The 23,114-nt window shown below is 65.7% G+C and carries 19 protein-coding genes; 12 read left to right on the top strand and 7 right to left on the bottom strand.

Features of this window, described 5'->3' with window-relative positions; all coding sequences use genetic code 11:
* Positions 1–16: 16 nt before the first annotated feature.
* From AB1451_08010 to AB1451_07975, 8 genes are all read left to right on the top strand, one after another.
* A complete protein-coding gene (locus AB1451_08010) occupies positions 17–961 on the top strand; it encodes a bifunctional riboflavin kinase/FAD synthetase (GenBank protein MEW6682853.1) in 945 nt (314 codons plus the stop codon).
* Positions 958–2,397, top strand: a complete 1,440-nt coding sequence (tilS, locus tag AB1451_08005; protein MEW6682852.1) for a tRNA lysidine(34) synthetase TilS — start codon at positions 958–960, stop codon at positions 2,395–2,397. Before AB1451_08010 ends, tilS begins: the two co-directional genes overlap by 4 nt.
* The gene (gene hpt / locus AB1451_08000; protein MEW6682851.1) at positions 2,394–2,930 is read left to right on the top strand and encodes a hypoxanthine phosphoribosyltransferase; all 537 of its coding nucleotides are present in this window, start codon (positions 2,394–2,396) and stop codon (positions 2,928–2,930) included. Before tilS ends, hpt begins: the two co-directional genes overlap by 4 nt.
* Before the next feature lie 135 nt (positions 2,931–3,065).
* Positions 3,066–4,865, top strand: coding sequence for an ATP-dependent zinc metalloprotease FtsH (gene ftsH, locus AB1451_07995; GenBank protein ID MEW6682850.1), 1,800 nt, complete (start codon positions 3,066–3,068; stop codon positions 4,863–4,865).
* 78 nt (positions 4,866–4,943) lie between these two features.
* A complete protein-coding gene (gene folP, locus AB1451_07990) occupies positions 4,944–5,795 on the top strand; it encodes a dihydropteroate synthase (GenBank protein MEW6682849.1) in 852 nt (283 codons plus the stop codon).
* Positions 5,796–5,798: 3 nt separating this feature from the next.
* Positions 5,799–6,605, top strand: coding sequence for a diadenylate cyclase (locus AB1451_07985; GenBank protein ID MEW6682848.1), 807 nt, complete (start codon positions 5,799–5,801; stop codon positions 6,603–6,605).
* 112 nt (positions 6,606–6,717) lie between these two features.
* Entirely contained in the window at positions 6,718–7,809 is a 1,092-nt protein-coding gene (ribD, locus tag AB1451_07980; protein MEW6682847.1) for a bifunctional diaminohydroxyphosphoribosylaminopyrimidine deaminase/5-amino-6-(5-phosphoribosylamino)uracil reductase RibD, read from the top strand.
* A gap of 14 nt (positions 7,810–7,823) precedes the next feature.
* Complete coding sequence (locus AB1451_07975; protein MEW6682846.1) at positions 7,824–8,204, top strand: hypothetical protein; 381 nt, start codon at positions 7,824–7,826, stop codon at positions 8,202–8,204.
* Here the strand turns inward: AB1451_07975 and AB1451_07970 are convergent.
* The 7 genes from AB1451_07970 to AB1451_07940 all read right to left on the bottom strand — a co-directional run bounded on the left by AB1451_07970 (position 8,201) and on the right by AB1451_07940 (position 17,781).
* Entirely contained in the window at positions 8,201–10,213 is a 2,013-nt protein-coding gene (locus AB1451_07970; GenBank protein ID MEW6682845.1) for a DUF3488 and transglutaminase-like domain-containing protein, read from the bottom strand. The genes AB1451_07975 and AB1451_07970 overlap by 4 nt on opposite strands.
* Positions 10,210–11,367 carry a DUF58 domain-containing protein gene (locus tag AB1451_07965; protein MEW6682844.1) on the bottom strand — a complete coding sequence of 386 codons (1,158 nt, stop codon included), beginning with the start codon at positions 11,365–11,367 and terminating at the stop codon, positions 10,210–10,212. The genes AB1451_07970 and AB1451_07965 overlap by 4 nt, the downstream gene beginning before the upstream one ends.
* 19 nt (positions 11,368–11,386) lie before the next feature.
* Positions 11,387–12,334: a MoxR family ATPase gene (locus AB1451_07960; protein MEW6682843.1), complete on the bottom strand. Its 948-nt coding sequence runs from the start codon at positions 12,332–12,334 to the stop codon at positions 11,387–11,389.
* A gap of 66 nt (positions 12,335–12,400) precedes the next feature.
* Positions 12,401–13,390, bottom strand: a complete 990-nt coding sequence (locus AB1451_07955; GenBank protein ID MEW6682842.1) for a sigma-54 dependent transcriptional regulator — start codon at positions 13,388–13,390, stop codon at positions 12,401–12,403.
* A gap of 73 nt (positions 13,391–13,463) precedes the next feature.
* On the bottom strand, positions 13,464–16,130 hold the full coding sequence (locus tag AB1451_07950; protein MEW6682841.1) for a UPF0182 family protein: 2,667 nt from the start codon (positions 16,128–16,130) through the stop codon (positions 13,464–13,466).
* A gap of 28 nt (positions 16,131–16,158) precedes the next feature.
* Positions 16,159–16,917: a Stp1/IreP family PP2C-type Ser/Thr phosphatase gene (locus tag AB1451_07945; protein ID MEW6682840.1), complete on the bottom strand. Its 759-nt coding sequence runs from the start codon at positions 16,915–16,917 to the stop codon at positions 16,159–16,161.
* A 183-nt stretch (positions 16,918–17,100) separates the two neighbouring features.
* Entirely contained in the window at positions 17,101–17,781 is a 681-nt protein-coding gene (locus tag AB1451_07940; protein ID MEW6682839.1) for an OmpA family protein, read from the bottom strand.
* A gap of 147 nt (positions 17,782–17,928) precedes the next feature.
* Here AB1451_07940 and AB1451_07935 point away from each other — a divergent pair, with 147 nt between their 5' ends.
* The 4 genes from AB1451_07935 (at position 17,929) to AB1451_07920 (ending at position 23,053) form a co-directional block, all read left to right on the top strand.
* Positions 17,929–19,023, top strand: a complete 1,095-nt coding sequence (locus tag AB1451_07935) for a hypothetical protein (protein MEW6682838.1) — start codon at positions 17,929–17,931, stop codon at positions 19,021–19,023.
* Positions 19,024–19,081: 58 nt separating this feature from the next.
* On the top strand, positions 19,082–19,537 hold the full coding sequence (locus tag AB1451_07930; protein MEW6682837.1) for a cytochrome c: 456 nt from the start codon (positions 19,082–19,084) through the stop codon (positions 19,535–19,537).
* 61 nt (positions 19,538–19,598) lie between these two features.
* Positions 19,599–20,627 (top strand): molybdopterin-dependent oxidoreductase, encoded by a 1,029-nt coding sequence (locus tag AB1451_07925; protein MEW6682836.1) that lies wholly within the window; start codon positions 19,599–19,601, stop codon positions 20,625–20,627.
* 47 nt (positions 20,628–20,674) lie between these two features.
* Positions 20,675–23,053, top strand: coding sequence for a 6-phosphofructokinase (locus AB1451_07920; protein MEW6682835.1), 2,379 nt, complete (start codon positions 20,675–20,677; stop codon positions 23,051–23,053).
* Positions 23,054–23,114 lie beyond the last annotated feature (61 nt).

Raw genomic sequence — 23,114 nt, 5'->3', positions numbered from 1 at the left:
GGCGCACGCCCAAGCAATGACCACGGTTCTTCGGCGACTTCCGGATCAGCCGATCCGCACCCCCGTGGTGGCGATCGGGAACTTCGACGGGGTGCACCGCGGGCACCAGGCGATCATCACCGAGGCCGTGCGCCGCGCCAGGGATATCGACGGAACCAGCGTGGTGTTGACGTTCGATCCCCATCCGGTCAGCGTCCTGCACCCCGAGGCCTCGCACTCCCTGCTGACCACGACGGATCAGAAGCTGGCGCTGCTGGAGGCGTTGGGCGTCGACGTGGTGCTCGTCCTCCCGTTCACGCTGGAGTTCGCGCGGCGGAGCGCCGAGCAGTTCGTCCGAGAGGACCTTGGGGAGCGGCTTGGGGCGCGCGAAGTCTTCGTGGGTCGGAACTTCAAGTTCGGAAAGGGGCGCGAAGGGCGCGCGGAGGACCTGGAGCGCCTCGGCGCGTCGCTGGGAATGCGGGTCGTGGTCCGCGCGCCGGTCTTGGTGGGAGACACGATGGTGAGTTCGTCCGCGATCCGCGGGTTGCTTCGCGAGGGACGGGTGGAAGATGCCGAAACATTGCTGGGCCGCCCGTATGCGGCGGAGGGGGTCGTGAGGCCGGGCGACGGTCGCGGCCGCGCGCTGGGCTATCCCACCGCCAACCTCAGCCCCGGGATCCAGATGTTGCCGAAAATCGGGATCTACGCGGCGCTGATCGACGACCTGTCTTCGGGTGATCGGGATTTGGAGGGAGTGGTCTACGTCGGTTCGCAGCCCACGTTTGGACCCCACCCGCTCCAAGTCGAGGTGCACCTGTTCGGGCCGGAGACCGCCAGATACGACCATCGCCTGCGCATCGCGTTTTTGCGATGGATCCGAGGCGAAGAGCGGTTCGCCGACTCGCACGCGCTGATCGCCCAGATCGGTCGTGACGTCGCGGCGGCGCGAGCGGCCCTGGCCGCGCGGGGCGGGCGGCCGTGACCACCCACGCCGCCATCCGACGCGGGACGCAGGGTGCGATCGTGGACCGCGTGCGCGACGCATTGACTCGTCTGGGTCCGGTGGCGCGCGGGGAGACCGTGGTCGCCGGCGTGTCCGGGGGGCCGGACTCGCTGACGCTGCTCCACGTGCTTCACCGGCTGTCGAGCGAGCAAGGATTCGTTCTGCACGCGGCGCATTATGATCACGGCCTACGAGGCGAGCGATCGGCTGCGGAGGCTCGGGTCGTGGCCGCAATCGGCGAGCAATGGGGAGTCCCCTGCACCGTGGAGACGGCGGCGACCGGCGATATCGACGCACGCGGACGCGGCCTACAGGCGGCTGCTCGGCTCGCGCGGTACGCGTTTTTCGACCGCGTGGCCGATGTGGTAGGTGCGCGCTGGATCGCCACCGCGCACACCGCGGATGATCAGGCCGAAACCGTGCTGATGCGCTGGGTGCGTGGTGCCGGGACGACCGCGCTGGCGGGAATCCCCGCGGTCCGGGGACGCGTGATCCGGCCGCTGCTCGAGATCTCCCGGGCCGAGGTCGAGGCCTACGTCGCTGAATGTGGCGTCACCCCGGTGCGGGATCCCTCCAACGACGACCCCAAATTTCTCCGCGCGCGGGTTCGCCGCGAGGTGATGCCCGCCCTGCGGGCACTCAACCCCCGCGCCGTGCACGCGATGGCTCGAAGCGCGGCGCTGCTGGCGGACGACGCCGCGTGGCTCGACGCCGCGGCGCGCGCGGCGTGTGATCGGGTCCGGGTTGAATCGGGTCCGGAGTGGGTGGATCTGGACAAACGGCCGCTGGGCGATCTCCCGATGGCGATTCGACGTCGGGTGATTCGATTCGCCGTGGCCGGGCTCGGCGTCGCAATGGACCATTTCTCCGCCGAGCGGATCGACGCGGCGGCGCACGGGTGCGCCGAGCGGACGTCCGGACGACTCACTCTGGGCCTGGGTCTGCGGATCGAGTTCGCCTCCAACCGCGTGCGTCTGACCCGCGAAATCGAGCGGGCTCCGGCACTCCCGGTGGTCTTGGCACGCGAAGGCGAGTACCGGCTCTCGGCGTGGGGAGTAGTGGTCCGCGTTCGACGCACCGAAGCGTTCCTGCGCAACCGGCCCTTCGGACGCTGGGAAGCGGCGTTCGACAGCGACCGCCTTCCTGGTATGCTAAGTGTGCGGAGTCGGCGTCCCGGCGACTACGTGTTTCCCGAGGGCATGAGGGGCCGCAGGCGCGTGCAGGATCTCTTGGTTGATGAACGAGTGCCGAGTTGGCGCCGGGCCGCGATCCCGGTCCTGACGGCAGGGGATGCCGTGGTGTGGGTGGTGGGATTTCGCCGTGACCGTCGGTATCACCCGAAACCGGGAGGACCGGCGATCGAGGTGGAAGTCGCGAGCGTAGGGGTTCCGGGGCAAAAGGAAGCCAGACCGTGACACGCGTCTTCGGCAAACCGTTGATCAACCAACAGGAGATCGCCCGGCGGGTCAAGGACTTGGGGCGAAGGATCAGCGAAGATTACCAAGGGCGCGACGTGGTCATGATCGGCGTGCTCAAGGGCGCGTTCGCGTTCTTCTCCGACCTGATTCGGGCCGTCCACGTGCCGGCGGAGGTGGACTTCCTGGTAGTGTCGAGTTACCAATCGTCACGTTCCAGCGGTCGCGTGAAGGTCATTTCGGATCTCACGGTCGACATCAAGGGACACGACGTCATCCTGGTCGAGGACATCGTGGATTCCGGGCTGACGTTGAGCTTCCTCAAGAAAAAGCTCCTGGTGCGCCATCCGAATTCCTTGCGCGTGTGCGCACTGCTGGACAAGCCGGAACGCCGGACCGTGAACGTCACGTTGGAGTACGTGGGGTTCACGATCCCCAACAAGTACGTCGTGGGGTACGGGTTGGACTACAAGAACCAGTACCGCAACCTGCCCTACATCGCCGTGCTCGATCAGGTTGACGACCAGGATTGACCGAGCGAGCGGCGGCCCGCCCGGCCGTGTTGTAAAGCCGGAAAACGCTGTGGTAAGATCAGCTTCACGTCTGACCCTGCCGGTCGAGGGCGCGCAGGTGCCGCGATGCAGGGGCGACGAGGAGGCAACGTCTGCATGAATCCGCGTATGAAAAATCTGGCGCTTTGGATCGTGATCGGTCTGTTCATGATCCTGTTGTTTAATCTGTTTACGGTTCCCCCGCGAACGGACGAGGCTGATCTGATTTTCAGCGACTTTATGACCAAGCTCGAGCGCGGCGAAATCAACGAAGTCACGATCAAAGAGAATTTTTTGACCGGAGTGCTCAAGGACGGCGGCAAGTTCAAGACGTACGCGGCGCCGTACCCGGATCTCATCAACCAGCTTCGCGAGAAGAACGTTCGGATCGTCGCCAAGCCGCCGGATGAAAATCCGTGGTACATCACATTTCTGGTCAGCTGGGGACCGTTCATCTTGTTCCTGGGGCTGTGGATTTTCTTTATGCGCCAGATGCAGGTGGGCGGCAACAAGGCGCTGTCGTTCGGGAAGAGCCGCGCCCGTCTGTTGTCCGAGGACCGCAAAAAGGTAACGTTCGCCGACGTGGCCGGGGCCGACGAAGCCAAAGACGAGGTCCAGGAAATCATCGAGTTTTTGAAGGACCCTCCGAAATTCCAGAAACTGGGGGGCCGCATTCCCAAAGGCGTGTTGATCGTGGGGCCTCCGGGGACGGGGAAAACGCTGTTGGCGAAAGCGATCGCCGGAGAGGCGGGTGTCCCGTTCTTCTCGATCTCGGGATCGGATTTCGTCGAAATGTTCGTGGGCGTCGGTGCGTCGCGCGTGCGCGACCTGTTCGAGCAGGGGAAAAAACACGCGCCGTGCATCATCTTCATCGACGAGATCGACGCGGTCGGCCGGCTGCGAGGCGCGGGTCTGGGCGGCGGGCACGACGAGCGCGAACAGACGCTGAATCAGTTGCTCGTCGAAATGGACGGATTCGACACCAACGAAGGGGTGATTCTGGTGGCGGCGACCAACCGGCCCGACGTGCTCGATCCAGCCTTGCTGCGCCCGGGGCGGTTCGATCGACAGGTGGTGGTGGCGCGCCCTGACCTCAAGGGGCGGGTCGAAATTCTTCGCGTCCACACTAAAAAGGTCGCGATGTCCAAGGACGTGTCCCTGGAAGTGGTTGCGCGCGGGACACCGGGCTTCGCGGGCGCGGATCTGGAGAACCTGGTGAACGAAGCCGCGCTGCTGGCCGCTCGTAAAGGCAAGAAGGCCGTGGAGATGGAGGACTTCGAGTTCGCCAAAGACAAGGTGTTGATGGGAGTGGAACGTCGCAGCATGATCTTGAGCGATGAAGAAAAACGCACCACCGCGTACCACGAAGCCGGACACGCGTTGGTGGCCCGCCTGATACCGGGAACCGATCCCCTCCACAAGGTAACGATCATTCCGCGCGGCCGGGCGCTGGGCCTCACGATGCAGTTGCCGACGGACGATCGGTACACGTATCCCAAGGAGTACTTATACAACAACATCGCGATCCTGATGGGCGGTCGCGCCGCGGAGGAGTTGGTGCTGAATTTCATGACCACCGGGGCGGGCAACGACATCGAGCGCGCGACCGAGTTGGCCCGCAAAATGGTCTGTGAGTGGGGGATGAGCGAAAAGATGGGCCCCTTGACGTTCGGGAAGAAAGAGCAGGAAATCTTCCTTGGTCGTGAAATCGCTCAGCACCGCGATTACAGCGAGCACACCGCGGTGGAAATCGACCACGAAGTCAAACGCCTGGTCACGGAAAACTACGAACGCGCGAAGACGCTCATCCGAAACAACATGAACGCGCTCAAGGCGTTGGCGGAAGCCTTGTTGGAACGCGAAGTGTTGGATGCGCCCGAGATCGAGAAGATCATCGGCGCCGCTGCCTCAGCCTGACGGACAGCTCCTCCCTCTCAACCCGGTGAAGTCTTGCGCTCGGCGACCCTCGCGCCGCACAAGACTGATGGAGACAGGGTGGTCCACGACCAGCGCACCCAGGTAATGGGCATCTTGAACGTCACGCCCGATTCGTTCTGGGACGGCGGTCAAACCACGACCGTTGACGCTGCGGTGGACCGGGCTCGGCGGTTCGAGGCCGCGGGGGCCGAGTGGATCGACGTGGGCGGCGAATCCACGGGGCCCGACTCCCAGGACGTGTCGCTCGATGAGGAGCGACGGCGCGTCATCCCGGTGGTTCGCGCGCTGGTGCGCGAACTGCGCGTGCCGGTCTCCGTCGACACCACCAAGGCTGCCGTGGCCCGCGAGGCGCTGGCCGCCGGTGCCGCGATGGTCAACGACGTCTCTGCGTTGCGGGGAGATCCCGAGATGGCCGGCGCGGTGGCCGCGGCCAAGGCCTCCGTCGTTCTCATGTACGCAAAAGACCCCACCCCGCGCACCACCCGCCGCGACGTGCGTTACGACGACGTCATCGACACCGTGTGTGACTTTCTGCGCCAGCGCATCGCCGCGGCGCGTTCAGCGGGGATCGACGACGCCCGCATCCTGGTGGACCCTGGATTGGGCTGGTTTGTCGGTGCGGACCCCCGGTACAGCTACCAGATCCTTGCGGGGTTGGATCGTGTCCGCGCGCTGGGTTACCCCGTGGTGGTGGGCCCGTCGCGGAAATCCTTCCTCGCCTACGACGGGGTTCACTCGCCTAGGCCGACCGCGGAGCGGTTGATGGCCACGGCGGCCGCCGTGGCCATCGCGAGTTGGCAGGGCGCGGCGATCGTGCGCGTCCACGACGTGGACGCGATGGCGCAGGTGGTGGCCACGGTAGAGGCGATCAAACGCCCCTCCCGCGTGGTCCACCCCGTAGCGGGCTAAGCGATGTCGGCGTCGCCGTTCGGTCTCGCGTGGCCTGATCTGCTGGGCGCGACGCTCGCCGGTGCGGTACTGATCTGGATCGCGATCCGCGCCCGCGCTCCCGGCGCCCGCCGGGTCGTCGCCGGTACGGGGGTCGTCTTTGTCGGAGCGGTGTTCGGCCAGTGGGCTGGCCTGTTCCCGAACGACTGGCCTCTTGCCCGTTGGTGGCCCGAACTCGTCCTGGCACTGGTGATTATCCTTCAGCCAGAGATCCGACGAGCCCTGGCTTCGATCGCGCAGTTCCCCGCCCACCGGACGCCCGAGCCCGAGGCCCGTTTGGCCGTCGAAGAGGTGCTCAAGGCCGCGGTTGCGCTCGCGAACCGTAGGATCGGAGCGCTCATCGTGATCGAACGGACCCAGGAACTCCTGGACGCCGTTGAGGTTGGGACCGTGATCGACGCGCGGCTCTCCAAGGATCTGCTGATCAGCTTGTTTCTCCCGTATTCGCCCTTGCACGACGGCGCTGTGATCTTGCGAGGCGGTCGGATCGCCGCAGCAGGGTGCTTCCTGCCGCTCTCCGCCCGAACGCTCAGCGGCGACGCGGCGGGAACCGGTACTCGGCATCGTGCGGCCATCGGGATCACGGAGGACAGTGACGCACTGGCCATCGTGGTCTCCGAGGAGAGCGGTGCCATCTCGTTGGTCGCGGCCGGCGAAATCGACCGGGACTTGGACGGAGACGCGCTCCGGCGCAGGCTGACGGCGTCGCTGGGTGTCGAGGCTCCCCCGCTGGGACGCTGGGCCTGGTTGTCGCGGGCGCGATCCCAGTAGCTCTAACCTCATGAACCTGACGAGGCTCCGGTCCCCGAATGTCCCGAGGCCGTTCTGAGGATAGACCCGCCCGCGTTGACAGCGCCAACGCGTTCCCCGATAATCGTCGGCCGTGTCTGACGAGGCGTACATGCGTCGTGCGCTTGCGCTTGCGGCGCGAGCGCGCGGGCGCACCAGCCCCAACCCTGCGGTCGGGGCCGTGGTCGTTCGCGGCGGACGCATCGTCGGCGAAGGGTATCACCGGCGGGCGGGAGAACCCCATGCAGAAGTCATCGCCCTTCGCAATGCCGCGACCCTTGCTCGCGGCGCGACGTTGTACGTCACGCTCGAGCCGTGTTGTCACCTCGACAAACGCACGCCTCCCTGTACGGACGCGATTCTGTCATCCGGGGCGAACAGGGTGGTGATCGCCACCGAGGACCCCAATCCCAACGTGTCGGGGCGAGGGATCGCGCGATTGCGCGAGCACCACATCGAGACGACCGTGGGGGTCCTCAGGGATCGTGCGAAACGCGTGAACGAAGCGTATGCCCGCTGGATTAGAACGGGTCGTCCCTTCGTGACGTTGAAAATCGCCTCCACGCTCGACGGGAAGATTGCGACGTCCAGCGGTGAATCGCGCTGGATCAGCGGCGCGCGGGCCCGCGACTATACCCATCGTTTGCGTGATCGAGTCGACGCGGTGCTGGTGGGATTGGGGACGGTCCTGGCGGACGATCCCGAGCTGACGGCAAGGGGCGGCCGAGGGAGGCGAACCCCCCACCGCGTGATCGTGGACGAGCGGTTGGCGACCCCGCCGACGGCCCGCGCCCTGAAGCCGCGCCGAGGCTCCGCGGTCATCATCGCGACGACCAGTCGGGCGTCGGCGGTACGCCGTCGGCGTTTGGAGCAGCGCGGCGTGCGTGTCCTGACAACGAGGTCCCGAGACGGGATGGTCGATTTGCGGGATCTGATGCGACGGCTTGGTGCGATGGACATCACCTCGGTCCTCATCGAAGGCGGTGCCGAGGTCAACGCCTCGGCCCTACGGTCCGGGGTCGTCCAGAAAGTCGTCGTCATGCTGGCGCCGAAACTCCTGGGAGGTCGGGACGCGATCAGCGCGATCGGCGGGCGATCGCCGAAGCGCTTGACCGACGCCCTGATGCTCCGGGAAACGTTGATCCGGCGATTGGGGGAGGACGTGATCGTGGAGGGTTACCTATGATGGGGAGGATTCGGATGAGCGCGTGGTGGTTCGTGTTGGGGGCTGCGCTGGTTGTCGCGGCACCGGAGCCGGCGCGCGCGGCGAACAACGAGATGGGCGACGTGTTGGTCGACGGATTTTACGGCGGGCTGATCGGCGCGTTGGTGGGAGCGGGGGTGATGGTGCTCACCGACGACCCCGGCGACCATCTCCAGTACATGACCACCGGTGCGGGAATCGGCGTGATCGCCGGAACAATCTACGGGCTCTCCCAGGTTGCGCGCTACGCTATGATCAACGTCGACCGGGGGCAGCTCACGTGGCGTGTGCCCGCGATCGAGCCTGCCGTGACTTCGCCGCCGGGCGAAACGCCGAACCTGAGCGTCTCGGCTGCGCTCGTCCGCGTGCGCTTCTAGGAGCGGCGACCCTCCCGTTCGATCACGGCCAGATCGGTTTCCAACGCTCGGCGTTCGGTCGGTGACAGGCGTCGGCGCCCGTACCGGACTTCATAGTACCGCTCCGTGACGCGCCGGATCTCCGTGGCGTAATCCAGCCGCGATGCGTGGTGCACCGCGAATTCCAGCGGGGTTACCGCCGACGGTTTTGTCACGCCGCGTTGCTCCAGTAGGCGCAGGAGTCGTTGGTAGAACGCAATCGACGCGTCGTCGGACGGCGGGGGGCGACGTGTCGGCCACCGCACCCCCCGCCGCGTGACCACCCCGGCCAACGCGAAGAGGGCGACGAGTCCGCCGATGATCCACGCGGTATCCGACACGCGTTCCACACGCCGGCGCACGGAAGCGAGTCCGCTGGTCACGTTGGTACGGAGGAGGTTCCATTCGGCTTCGGCGCGCTCGATCGCGGCATGCTGGTCCCCAAGGCTGAAATCCAACACGTAGCGATCCCATCCTGTGCGCAGGCTGTCGAGGTAGTGTTCGACCCGTCCCGTCCACGGACGGTCGGCAAGCGGCGCCGGCGGCGTGGGGTCGAAGCGCGTCCATCCCGACTCGGGCAGGAACGCTTCGACCCAGGCGTGGGCGTCCCCTTGGCGGACGATGGCGTACTGCCCAAACGGGTTCCATTCCTGGACGAGAAACCCGGTCACCAGTCGGGCGGGAATGCCGAGCTCGCGCAACATGAGCGCCATGGCGCTCGCGAAGTGTTCGCAATATCCCGACCGGCGATCGAAGAGGAACGTTTCCACCGGCCGATCCTCGCCGCCCGGGACGTCCAGGGTATAGGTGTAACGGGTTCGGAGGAACCGTTCCACCGCGAGGGACCGGCCCCGGGGCGTGGTCGAGGAAGCCGCCACCTGGCCGGCAAGTTCGGCGATGCGCGCCGATCCAGTCCGCCGCAGGTAGCGTTCGCCGCCTCGGGCGCCGGTGGAAGACGCGGTGGCTTGGGGCCGCCGCCAGACCTCGTAGGTCTGGCGGATTCCAGGGGCATAGGGAAGATTGAAGATCTCGTCGTCGTCCACGAGGATCGCCGCAAACGGTCCGGCCACCGCGTCGGTTCGTTCCGGCGTAAAGAGCACCGGGGTGTCGAGCGGTTCGGCGCGAATCGCCATCGTGGGAGCGTCGCCCACGGCTCGGCCCAGCGCAAACCTGCCCTCGCCGTCTTGCGGGAGCATCCGACGCGCGGGGGTCGTGGCCAGCCAGCTCTGACCGTCAAACGTGTCGAACACGGCGCCGCGAAGGTAGAGGAGTTCGCCGCCGAGTCCGACGGACGGACCCGCCACACGCATCACGATCGTGGGATCGCGCTTGACCGGCCCGATGGCGCCCAAACGGACCTGGGGCGAAAACCCGGATAAACGGACATCTTTCTGCGGGATGACGCCCAACAGCTCGAGCCCCATGCGGGGGAGAAAGAGGAAGAGGACCCCCGCGGCGATGATCGCGGTGAGTGCCGCAGCGGCGGTCCAAGGCGCGAGGCCTGCCGGCGGCTCGCTCGGTCCGGTCTCGGCGCGCTCCGCCTCCGAGAGCAGGTGGTAATGGACCAGCACCCATACCATGACCGGGAGGTAGGCGGCGAATCCCGCGTTGAAGGTCCCGTGGGCGGCCAGTCCCGCCGCCGCGACCATCTGAAGGAAGACAATCACGACCAACTGCAGGTATTCCCGGGCATTGCGGTGGCGCAGTCGCGTCAGCATGAGCACGATGAGCAGATGCGCGCCGACGTGGAGCAAACTGGGCGAGAGCCACAGCGAATCCGCCACTGCGAAGCCCAACGCCGCCAGGATCAGCAGGTTCGCCCACGGCGCTTGGGCGTTCAGGGACAGTCGGGTCGCATCCATGGCCGCGCTGGCGAGGACGGCGAGCGCGCCGGCGGCCAGCCAGGGCGCGCCGATCTGACCCGTCACGGCGAGCGAGGCCAAGCCGACGAGGGCCATGACGTGGGACGCCCGTCGAGCCGCGCGCGTCACGACGCGTCCCTGGAGACATCTTGGGCCACGACCCACACGCGCTCGCACCGTGGCCGGATCGTCGACCACTGCGGATCGTCCCACACCAAGATAAGGTGGACGGTCTGTTGGGCGAGATCCCCTGACCACGCGACCAGCCGGTCGCCCGCCTGAGTCGTGGTAGGACCGATCGTCGCCAGGGTCCGGAGCACTCGCTCCAAATGGAGCGCGCCGCGCCCCATGCGGGTGGTCCCATCCCAGGTGGCCATCAGGACCTCCCGACCGTCTCGGATCGCCCGATCCGCGAGCGACGCGGTCAGACGGACCGCATCTTCGAACCACGCGCGATGGATGGGCAGGGGATCCGGAGGCAGTCGGTTGCTGAAGACCAGCACGAGCGAGCGCGCTCCCTCGCGCTCGGGCTCACGAATGACAAGCTTCGCCCTCCGCGCCGAATGTTTCCAGTGGATGAACCGTGGATCATCTCCCGTTCGGTACTCCCGAATGTGAGACACTCCGGCGGTGCCCCTGTGCGTTCCGGACGGGCCGTCCTCCATCAACGGCCGTCCGGACGAGCGTCGCAGAGAGTCGAGTGATGGGTAGACGAGCAGATCCGTTTCGACCGGTATTCGTAACGTTTTTTCGAACAGGCCGAAGGGGAAGGTGGTGATGACTTCGATTCCGGGAAGATGGTGCACGCCGCGGTCTCGGAACGTGGCGACCGAGTCGATGGTGACCGCCCCGCCGGGTTCGAGTCGGGGACACCGGTGCTCGGCGGCGTCCAGACGGAACGCTCCCCGTCCTTCTCGGATCCGGAGCGAAAACGCGGGCATGAACCGTTTGCCGTTGCTCAGCACCATCTGGTATGGGGTGGGGGTGTCGGCGAACAATCGCAGGGGCAGCGACCGCGTGGCGCCGAGGCGGGCGAGGACGCGCTCGGAAAAGAGACCTGCCACGACGATGAGACTCAGCATCATCGCGAACAGGAGGTAGAGAATATTGTTGCCGGTGTTGACCGCGGCGAGCCCGACCGCGAGCGCCAAGAGCAGGAACCGAATGCCGGTGGGCGTCACTTTGGCCGATCGGGTCGTCCGTTGACGCGGACGAGGGGTGGCCGAGGATGCGCCCGGTTTGCGGCCGGAGCGAGGCATCAACGACGCAGCGGTGGCGGTCACGGGCGCCCCATACGGGCGATTACAGCGGAACGGGAACTTGGTCCAGGATCTCGGTCAAGATGTCTTTGGCGTCGTCATTCCGGCGGTCGAACGATTCGACTCCAGGATTCACCACGATTCGGTGGGCGAACACGGGGACGGCGAGGCGTTTCACGTCGTCTGGCAGCGCGTAGGTTCGGCCCTCGATCAACGCCATCGCCTGGGTGGCCCGATAGAGGAACACCGCTCCACGCGTGCTGACGCCCAAGTCCACGTCCGGGCGCGATCGCGTCGCGGAGACGATCGCCATCAGATAGTCCACCAATCCGTCGTCGATGGTCACGCGAGAGGTGATTTCCTGCAGAGCGACGACGTCGTCCGCGCCGAGCACCGGCGAGATCTCCTCCGCGCGACCCACCAAGTGTTTCGCCGTGATGATGCGTTTCTCGTCCTCGACGTCGGGGTACCCCATGTGCGCGCGGATCATGAACCGGTCGAGTTGCGATTCGGGCAACGGATAGGTTCCGTGGTATTCGACGGGGTTTTGTGTGGCGATCACCATGAAGGGCCGCGGCAGCGGGTGGGTGTGGCTGTCCACCGACACCTGGGCGTCGTTCATCGCCTCCAACAGGCTGCTTTGAGTCTTGGGCGTGGTTCGATTGATTTCATCGGCCAGCACGATGTTGGCAAAGATCGGTCCGGGCCGGAACTCGAATTCGCGGCTGGTCTGGTTGAGCACCGAGAGCCCGATGATATCGGAGGGCAGGAGGTCGCTGGTGAACTGGATTCGTTTGAAGCTGCAGCTCAGGGACCGCGCAAAGCTGTGGGCCAACGTGGTCTTCCCGACGCCGGGGACGTCTTCGATCAACAGGTGCCCGCGGGCGAGCAACGTGACCATCGCGAGCGTGACGACATCGGATTTGCCGCAGATGACCCGCTCAATGTTGTCGTGGAGCGCGGCGATCTTGGCCTGCGGGTCAGCGAGCACGCGGCCAGTCTAACAGAGGCCCTGGGGAGCGTCAATCGACGTTGCGCGGAGGCCGCGGGAACGTTGCTACGCCGCCTGACGGCGGATGGGGCGGGCGCGCGGACGGGTCACGGGAATCCCGAGCGCGTCCATCTTGTACTTCAGGATGCGTCGGGTAATGCCCAACGCCTTGGCCGCTCGCACCTGCACGTGGGAGGTGCGTGTGAGGGCGTCCAGAATCAACTCGCGCTCGAAGGCATCGACGGCTTGGGTCAACGAGACCGCCCCGCGCCGGACATCCTCGGCGAGGGTGCGGGTTCTCGCTCGGGCTCGAACCTTGAGGGGCAGGTCGTCCTCTTGAATGACCGGGTTGGCGGCGAGCGCGACCAAGCGCGCCATGAGGTTCTCCATCTCCCGGACGTTTCCCGGCCAGTCATACCCCGCTAAACGGTCCATCACTTCGGGCGCGATGGTTTTCTGGGAGCCGTGTTCCTGGTTGGCTCGAGCCAAAAAATGTTCGACCAACATCGGGATGTCCTCGGACCGTTCGCGCAGCGGAGGGACCTGTATCGGGACGACGTTCAATCGGTGGTACAGGTCTTCTCGGAACCCTCCGTTTCGCACGGCCTGTTCCAAGTCCACGTTGGTCGCGCCAAGGAGACGCACGTCCACCCGAATGGGCTCGGTGCCCCCCACTCGTGCAAACATCCGCTCCTCGATGACTCTCAAGAGATTGCCCTGAGCTCGGAGGCTCAGATCGCCGATCTCGTCCAAAAAGAGGGTTCCGCCGTTTGCCATCTCGAATTGGCCTCGGCGCGTCGCGTGTGCGTCGGTGAAGGCCCCGCGCTCGTGCCCGAACAATTCGCTCTCGATCAGGTCGTCGGGGATTGCCGCGCAGTTGACGGCGACGAACGGGCCCGCACGCCGGCTGCTGAGATCGTGCAGCACCCTCGCCACGAGCTCCTTGCCCGTACCGGTTTCTCCCAGAATCAGTACCGTCGTCGGCGAGTCGGACACCTGCCGGATGGCGTCGTGTAACTGACGGATCGTGGGGCTCTGCCCGATCAGCGCAGGCATGTTCACGTCGGATGAAACGGCGGGCGTCCGTTGCGGTGGAGTCGGCAGCAACATTGCGGCAAGCATAGCGGCCCTAGGGCGTCTTGGCAAGCGCTTCCAGGGCCTGTTCCAGCTGCTTGAGCTCCGCGCCGTAGGCCTCCCACCGCCCTTCCCGCAGAGCGGTCTGCGCCCGACGGTAGTACTCGAGGGCCTGACGGCTGAGCGAGACGGCGGTCCCCGGGGGCCCGGCGGCGAGCTCCCGCGGCGACGCCGGACCGGCCACGTCCAGTGCCCGACCTCCGAACAAGCCGGCGAGCGCCGCGTCCAGATCCGGCTCCATCAACAGGCGATTTCCGAACGCGACGATGACCCGTCGAAGCTCAGGCAGCGAGCCCGACTCAGATGCCGCGAGGTACAGCGGCTCCACGTACAACAGCGAATCCTCAATCGGGATAACGAGCAGGCTGCCCCGGATCGCCTGCGACCCGCGCTGCGTCCAGAGCGTGAGCTGCTGAGAGACCAACGCGTCCTGGTCGATCCGCGCTTCGATTTGCCGCGGGCCATAGACCAACTTCTGTTTGGGAAACAAATAGACGATCAGCTTTCCGTAGTGGACGCCGTCCGACCGCGCGGCGAGCCACGCCGCCATGTTGTCGCGTTTGGCGGGTGTGTACGGGATCATGAGGATGAACTCTTCGCGCGCTTCACCGGGGAGTTTCATGATCGTGTAATACGGCTCCATGTCCTGCTCGCCCTTCTGCGGGATCGCCCAGAGATCCTCCTTGTTGTAGAAAATTTGGGGATCCTCCATGTGATACGTGGCGAATAGGTGCGATTGGATCCGGAACAGGTCCTGGGGGTAGCGCAGGTGTGCACGCAGATCGGCGGGCATGGCGTCGATCGGTTGAAGGAGCCCGGGGAACGCGGCGGCGTAGGCGCGGATGAGTGGATCGTCGGGCGCGCTGATGTAGGCGGTGATCCGGCCGTCGTACGCGTCGATGGTGAGTTTCACCGAGTTACGGATGTAGTTGCCCACCCCCCGCAACGGCGTCGAATACGGCATCCGATCCGTCGTCGTATACCCATCCAGGATCCAGACCAGCCGTCCCTCGTCCGTGATCACGATATACGGGTCCTGGTCGTACCGGAGGAACGGAGTCAACTTGGTCGCGCGATCCTGGATCGCGCGGTTGATCATGATGCGGCTCTCGGCGGTGATGTCGTCGGACAGGAGGATCTTCATCGACCCGAAGGAGGCGGCGAACGCGGCCTTCCGGACGAACGACGACATCGGGATCCCGCCCGTACCCGCGTACGTGGTGTATTGGCTCGTGTCGCTGGACGGATAGTCAAACTCGGGGTTCGCGGTGTGGACGAACACGTAGTCGTTCGGCAGTTCGCCGTAGTACAGCTCGGGACGGGTCACCTTGATGGTGGTCGACGAAGCGGGCGGGATGTTCTTGATGAAGAACTCCGGAAGCCCTTCCTGCGTGACGCGGTTCACGGGCCCGAGCGTCACGCCGTACCCGTGAGTGTATGTGAGGTGTTCGTTGATCCAGATCCGACTGGGCAGGTTCCGATACGAGAGTTCGCGGGGGGAGATCATGACCTGCCGAAGCTCTCCGTTGATCACGTAGCGGTCGTTGTCCACGTCGATGAAGTCGTAATAGGTGCGGATCTGTTGGAGCTGTCGATAGGTGGAGAGGAGCGGGCGATGATCCCACAGGCGAATGTTGTTGGTCGTCAGCGTGTTCGATGCGACCTGCTTGGGGGTCAGCTGGTCGGAGGCCGGGAATTCCTTGGCTTCGACGTGGTCGAGGCCGTACGCGAAGCGCGTGAGCCGGATGTTGTGTTCGATGTAGGGTCGTTCCATCACGATCTCGTTCGGGAGGACCTGGAAGCGGTGAAGCAGGTCGGGAATCAACGAACCACCAACCAGGGCCGTCACCGGGATGGCCGCGCCAGCCGCCAGCGGCAGTCCCCAGCCACGGCGGTTTGCGCTGATGATCAGTACCGCGGCCGCGGCGACCGCGACCACGACCATCACGTACAGGGCCGGGAGTCGGGCGTGGATGTCGGCGTACCCGGCCCCAAAGATCACACCTCGTCGGCCGTACAGCAACTGGTACTGATCGAGCCGATAGCCCCAGGCGACCACCAGGGCGGCCGCGGCGGCCACCCACAGGAGATGCCGGCGGGCGGCGGGCGTGATGGAGAAACGGTTCGGTTCGATCCGAATTTCCTGGTTCGCCACGTACAGCACGGCGCTCGCCGCGGCGGCCACCACGACGCCGGTGAACAGCCACTGTTTGATCGTCACCAAGAACGGCAACGTGAAGACGTAGAATCCGACATCTTCGCCGAACAGGGGATCGGATTGGCCGAATGCGATCGGGTTGGTGAACAACAGATACGCCTGCCACTGGCTCGCGGCCTGTAGCCCTTGCGCGGCAGCGATGACCGCCGCGGCAGCCAGGAGCAACGGGCGAATCGGCCGCCCGGCCAACAGCGCGTCCCAAGGGGGCGGGACCAGCGTCAGGCGCCGGCGCGAGGCCACGAGCACGTTGGCGGCGAGCCAGGCGAACATGGCGAGGCCGATGACGGCCGCGAGCGTGACCTGGGTTTTCAGTTTGGTGGAGAATACGAAGAGATATCCGACCTCCGAGAACCACAATGCGTCGACATAGAGCGAGAGGAGCGCGCCGCCAAACACGACGACGAGCAGGACGAGTGCAAGCAGGATCCACGCACGCATCGACATCACTGATCCCCCTGGATGAGGTGAGGAACTACGGCCCGTCGTCGGCGAGGACCAACACGGCCGTGATGTTATCGAGGCCGCCGTGACGGTTTGCCGCGTCGATCAACGCCTGGCATTGGGCGCTCAGGTGCGCGCTGTCCGGTTTGGAGAGGATCGCGGCGAGTTCTTCGACCGGGACCACGTTGGACAACCCATCCGAGCAGAGCAGGAAGAGATCGCCGGCTTCGAGCGGAATGCGGCGGACATCGACCGAGACCGTGGGTGCGGTGCCGAGCGCGCGGACCAACACGTGTTTCATCGGGTGGGCTGCGGCCTCGTCCGGGGTCATGATGCCCCGGCTGAGGTAATCATTGACCAAAGAGTGGTCCGCCGTCACTTGATCGAACGCGGGGCCGTGCAGGCGATAGACCCGGCTGTCACCCACGTGTGCGACGTAGGCGGCATCATTCTCCACCCACACCGCCGCCACCGTCGTTCCCATCCCGGCGAGGGCTTGGTTTTCAACCCCGGCGGTGTAAATGCGTTGGTTGGCTTGTTCGATGGCCCAGACCAGGCGCCGGCTGGGGTCATACTCCCGCCCCGACGGCAGGGTACGATCGGAGGCGGCCTCCAGGAAGGCGTCGCGGACCGTCTGAACGGCCATCAGACTGGCCACTTCTCCCGCAGCGTGGCCGCCCATCCCGTCGGCGACCACGTAGAGCGCGAGGTCGTCGAACGCCCCAAAGTGGTCTTCGTTCGAGTTGCGGACCCGTCCGACGTGTGTCGAGCCAGCGGACCGAATCTTCATGCAGCGGGATACTCCTTCACGGCATTCTCTCGTCCCGCGCCTTGCGACGCGGTGAATCGTTGATCTGAGGTTGAGAAACCGCGTCAGTGTAGCGAAAAGGCGGCGAGGTGTCCAGCCACCATAGCGGTCGCGGAGCGTGGAGCAAGAACACGCCGAATCCGGGAGGAGCTGAACTCTGGGGTGTCAGCCGCCTTGGCCTTCCGCTTCTTTTCGAAGATCCTCGTCGGGGACGATGTGCAGCTCGACCCGGCGATTTTCCGCCCGCCCGTCCGGGGTAACGTTCGAAGCGACGGGACTCTGAGCCCCGAACCCCATCGTCGCGATCCGGTTGGACTGGACGCCGCGGTCGGCGAGAGCGAACTTGACCGCGTTCGCCCGACGCTCGGAGAGCTTGAGGTTGTAGTCCGGGCGTCCGGTGTTGTCGGTGTGCCCTGCAACCGTGATCGTGGTTTTCGGGTACTTGACCAAGACCGACGCCAGCTGGTCAAGGCTCTTGACCCCGGCGGGCTTGATACTCGCGCTGTCCACGTCAAAGAGGATCTTGTCCCTCATGGTCACGATGATCCCGTCCCCTGAGCGTTTGGTGTCCGCCATCTTCTCCATTTCTTCGGCTTGCCGGTCCATGTAGTTGCCGATCAGTCCGCCGGAGACGGCGCCGATCGCGCCGCCAATCAAGGCGCCGCCGGTGGCACTCCCGCTCTGTTTGCCGATCAGGGCGCCCATTCCGGCCCCGACCGCTGCGCCGGCCACAGCCCCCTTTTGGGTGCGGTTCATGTTTTCGCAACCGGTGAGGGACCCCGCTCCGCCCACCAGCATCGGGATCAGGAGCCAGTGAAGGGGGCCGGGCCGTTCTGGGTGTTTCATGGGTCCTCCTTGGTGTGGACGAAGCGGCAAGACGATCCGCGTAGTATATAGGAAAGGGGCGTTTGGAATGTCAAGCCAGACAGTGGGAAATTCTCGACCGACGGCCGCTTTACATTAGACGTACGGTTGGGATGAAATAGCGGCGGCATGGCGGCGGCACAACGGTCGACCTGGAGGAACACGCGCAACACCTGGCACGTCTTCTGGCGCATCGCGCGTCCGAACCGACCCTCGCCGTTTCAGCGGTGGACCCACCCCGTGTCGGTGGTGGAGCGCGTGGTGCCGGTCACTGGGGGGCTGCTTCAGGTCCGGCTGTACCAGCCTCCGGTCCACTCCGCGACGATCGTGTTGAACGGCGGGTTCGTTCCGGAATCCATCGACGATCCGCGTCTCATCAACTTCGCCACCGCGCTGGCGGAAACCGGGTTCCTGGTCCTGACTCCTGATTACCCTGCGGTGCGGGCGCTGGAGTTCACGCCCACCACGATCGACCAGATCGTCGGGTTGGTCAGTCATGTGAGACAATCGTCCGCCTGGTGTGGGCCACGACCGTTGGCCCTGATCGGTTTGAGTTATGTGGGTACGCTGAGCCTCAAGGCTGCCTTGCGACCCGATTTGAGCGCTCCACCGGAGTTTCTCGGCGTATTCGGCGGCTACGCTGATTTTGGGGAGCTGATGCGGGCGGTGTTTCAGGACGTGTATCGCAGCGACGGGATCGCCGTGCCCGTTGATCCCTACGGACGGTCTCTCGTGCTGCGGGCGGTGGTCGATCACTTCGATCCGCCGCCCGCTGAGCGGGATCGCATCCGCGAGGTCACGCTGGCGATCGGCCGACGACGGCCGTGGGAACCGTGGGGGGAGATCGACGCCAGCATTACCGCGCTGTCGCCCGCGGGCCAAGCCTGCGTGGCGGCGATGCGAGCGTTTCATCCGGATCGCGCGCCCGAGCAATGGGAACGAATCCTCCGCGAGTTCAGGAACACGATCGCGGAACTCTCGGTGCGAGAACCCGCTGAGCGGCTGCGCAGTCGGCTCGTCATCCTGCACAGCGTGTACGACCATATCCTGCCGTGCGTCGGCAGCGTCCTGTTGCATCGACAGTTTCCGGCGTCGCGGCTGGTGCTCACCGCCATGTTCACGCACGTCAACCCCCGGCTCTCACCGGCATTGCTCTGGTCGCACGCGCGGGAGCTCGGAGCCCTGTCTCGGGTGTTTGGCGAACTGATGGCGCTGCAGGGGTGAGTGGTTTGCGTTTCGGCGCGTGCGCGACTATCATCCCGTGGTGCACAGGGAGGTGACGATGGTGTGGGACCGCATCCCCACGGCCTGCCGGCGGACGAGGTGGTTCCGTTGGCGTGACGGAGTACGACGGCTGTTTACGGCCGGGGCAATGGCCGGCGCCCTGGGACTGTCCGCGTGTGAAGGCGGGGCATCGAGTAACCCCGTTGCCGCGCAGGTGGCCGCAGCAGACGTGCCCGCTGAACACACCGACGGTAAACGCCTATTCGACACGCATTGCGCGCGTTGCCACGGCGTTCACGCTGCAGGCACGGGACGCGGCCCCTCGTTTCTGTCGAAGATCTATGAGCCCGGCCATCACGGCGACCAGGCGTTTTTGTTGGCCGTGAATCGCGGGGTCACGGCTCATCATTGGGGGTTCGGCAACATGCCGCCCGTGCCCGGCGTATCCGACGAAGACGTCGCGAAGATCGTGGGCTACGTGCGATGGGCGCAGCGCGTGGCGGGCATTTTATAAACACCCCACGGAGCCCGACGCGGACACTTGTCAGCGTCCGGCCGGGCGTGCAGGACGGTTCATGATCCTTCGAATGTCGCGCCCGTTCAGCCGGCGCCGTCTGCTGGCGGCGACCGCGGCAGGGGCCGTGGTGAGCGTGACGAGCCCCGTTGAAGCCGGGGTGTTTTTTTGGGGCCGGCTGTTTTCGGTGCCGCCTCGCGAGACGCCGTTTCTCACGCCGAACGATCAGTTCTATCGCGTCAACTACAGCGACCACTCCCTGGAACTGGGTTCAACGATTCGTGTGGCGGACTGGGCGCTCGCGCTCCACGGCGCGGTGGAGCGACCCCGGACCCTGCGATACGCCGACGTGCTCGAACAGCGCTCGGTCGACCAGGTGGTCACCCTGCAGTGTATCGACAATGAACCGGGAGGGAGCTTGATCAGCAACGCGCTCTGGGCCGGTTTTCCGTTGGCGCATCTGCTCGAAGAGGCCAGGCCACTGGACACGGCCGTTGACGTGGTGTTTCGAGGCGCGGACGGTTACCACGACAGCATCACCTTCGAGCGCGCCCTGCGCGGCGACGTGTTGTTGGCGCACTCGATGAACGGGGTGTCGTTGCCGCGAGACCACGGCTACCCCCTGCGGGCGGTGGTACCGGGCATCTTCGGGATCAAGAACGTGAAATGGTTGACTGAGATCGAGGTGGCCGAGCGCGACCACAAGGGGTATTGGCAGGAACGCGGCTGGACCGACGAGGGCCTGATCCCGGTCACGTCCCGTATCGACCGACCGGGACACTATCAGGTGGTGACCGGCGCAACCCAGGAGATCCGCGGCATCGCGTTCGGGGGGCTGCACGGGATCAGGCGCGTGGAGGTGAGTGCGGACAACGGCCTGACATGGCATGACGCGACGCTGTCACCGTCGCCGCCCTATGCCTGGACTCACTGGACCTACGAGTGGCGCGTGCCGTCTCCCGGCGCTCATACGCTGGTGGTGCGGGCGGAGGGGCGGGACGGGACGCGCCAGGTGGAGACCGCCGCACGGGCGTACCCGCGCGGAACCTCGGGACTGCACACCGTCGTCGCGTTGGTGAAGTCGGTCTGACGGGATCTCTTGCGAATCGGAGTCACACGAACGAGTAGGTGGCATCGATGACTGACGACCTGAACTTCGTGACCATCGAGGGACTCGTGGCATACGGCGAAGCCTTGGCCCGCCGGGAATCTACCGTGGACGGAGTGACTCGGCCTGAGGCGCCTCCGGTTGCCACCGATCGTGTGGCGCGGGCCAGCACAGCGGTCGGCGCGGTGAAGGAGTTCGTGGACCGTCTCAAGACCGGAACGCCAGACGCCGCCTCCTATCGAGCGGCGCGGGAGGCACTGATCGAAACCGCGTGTGGGGACGATCCCTTGGTCTTCTACGCGGCTTGGAATCGCGCGCTGGCCGAGGGCGCCCTGTCGCCGCTGCTGCGTGCGCCGATCGGCAGGACCACGAAACCCCTTCGCCGCCGTCCGGTGGCCATCGTCCCCCGCGCGCAGCTCACCCCGCAGTTGATCGGCGAGCGCATCGTGTTGGACTTGGGTGAGGATCGCTTCTGGTTGTTGCCGCGGGACCTGGCCGATCGTGCGCTCCTGTTTGCGCTGCGCCACGGCGTGTCGCGGGTGGAGAGCGGCACATACCGCGTGGGAAGGAGGCTCGCCAACACCTTGGACCCGGACCGGGGCCTGTTGAAGGCGGACGCGGTGGGCCGAGCCATGGCCCAAATGCTGGGTGTGGTCGGCCGGCAGCTGGACTTCCTGCGGCTCCCCAATTACCTCGATCCCGCGACCTTTGTCCACTACGTGAGCTCGAGTCCCAACACCACCCAACTGTTCGAGCGGGTCCGGGCCGTCCTGGGTCCACAGACCAAGGACGTGGCGAGCGTGGATGCCTCGTTGGAATCGCAGGATTTCGGATGGGCGACGGGCGTGGAAAAAGCCGTGGAGGTCGAAGAGGCGGCGCGGGCATTGGGGGTGGAGGTGAAAATTGCCAAACGACTGATCAAACATCCGTTGTATAGCTATCCCGGCGGTCACTCGTTCTTCGATCTGTACCTGGACGTGATCGACGGCATTCATCGCCTCGGCCTCGCGCACCAGGGGGGCGTGGCCTGCCTGTATACCCACAGCTCTACGCTGCGCGCGTTGATCACCTATCTCGACCCCCGCCCGTTTCGCGAGGCCTTCGCCGAGTTCGGCGAGTACAAGGAGGGACAGGACAATGTCGTGTTGCTGACCTGCGAGCATGGCGAGTTGTCGGGTTACTCGACCGCGGTCGGTCTCTCCGCCCACGAACGGGCGGCGCGCGATGTGTGGGCGACCGTGGAGCGCGAACGCCGCGACCGCGTCACGCTGGCGCCGGGCCGGATCAAACAACTGGTCGCGCTGGTGTCGGGCGGGGACTTTGCCGGAGCCGGCGCGGCGCTTAAGGAGCTGCGAGCGAGCGGCGATGAGTACGGGCTGGCGGTGCGGTTCGTCCGCCACGGGTTTTTGGGATTGGCGAACAACTGGATCGAGCCCGTCACCGAACAGGCCACGCGCGGGTTGGCCAGCCACGCGAGCAGCCCGATCGGGAGCAGCCGCTTCGAAGAGTTCAAAGACGAGCGGGTACAACGCGTCGCGATGGCGCACCTGGAGCCGTTCGTGAAGGACGGCGCGTTGGTCGTGATCGGCGGCGATGGGAGCCTGCGCGGCGCGCGGGCGTTGTTCGAAGGGTTCGGGGTTCAGGTGGTCGGGATGCCCGGCACCATCGACAATAACCTGGCCCGCACCACGTCGCTGGGGTTTCACTCCGCGGTCGCGCTGGCCAATCAATCCCTCGAGTCGCTCAAGGCGACCAGCGCCGCCATGGGCAGCATCTTCTTCGTGGAGGTGATGGGTGCGGGAGCCGGGCACTTGGCGCTGACTTGTGCGTATCAGGCGCGGGCCGAAGGCATTCTGGTCAACGAGCATCCGGAGCCCGATGCGTATATCGACGACGTGATCCTGGGCACGCTACGTCGCAGTCTCGGTGTGCCCAACAAGAGTCATCTCTTCGTGGTGGCCGAGCGCACGCCGCACCGCCATCACCCGGACGGCGGGGTGCAGGGTTTGGTCGACTACGTCGCTCGAACCATCGCCGAGTGGCCGCAGCTCCAAGTGACGTCGGAGCGATATCCCCTCAGTGTTGCGACCAAAGCCACGATCTTGGGACACACGCTGCGTGGCGCGCCGCCTGTTCCGGAAGACAAGGCGCTCGCCCAGTTCCTGGCGTACGAAACGGTGCGGCGATTGGTGGAGGACCCTGCGGCCATCGTCGGGTGTCTGGCCGCTTCGCCAGGAGAGGGCCAGGTCGACGCGATCCCGCTGCACGCCGTCGCGCCCAAACCCTTCGACTGGGCCGTGTTTGCGAGGATGCACGGAACGGCCTCTCCCGTCATGAGACCCGAGCAGGGCCTCAACAGGCCCTCGGCGCTTCCGGCCTCCGCACCCCGGTCCTCGAAATCTCCTTGACAGGATGACCATACTAAGTATACTTACTGCCGTTTCCAGGAAGATCCCAGAGCGGATTGCC

The organism is Nitrospirota bacterium (assembly GCA_040757335.1).
Lineage (GTDB): Bacteria > Nitrospirota > Nitrospiria > 2-01-FULL-66-17 > 2-01-FULL-66-17 > JBFLXB01.
The sequence above is the reverse complement of the archived record's forward strand: the minus strand, read 5'-3'. Positions and strand labels throughout refer to the sequence as shown.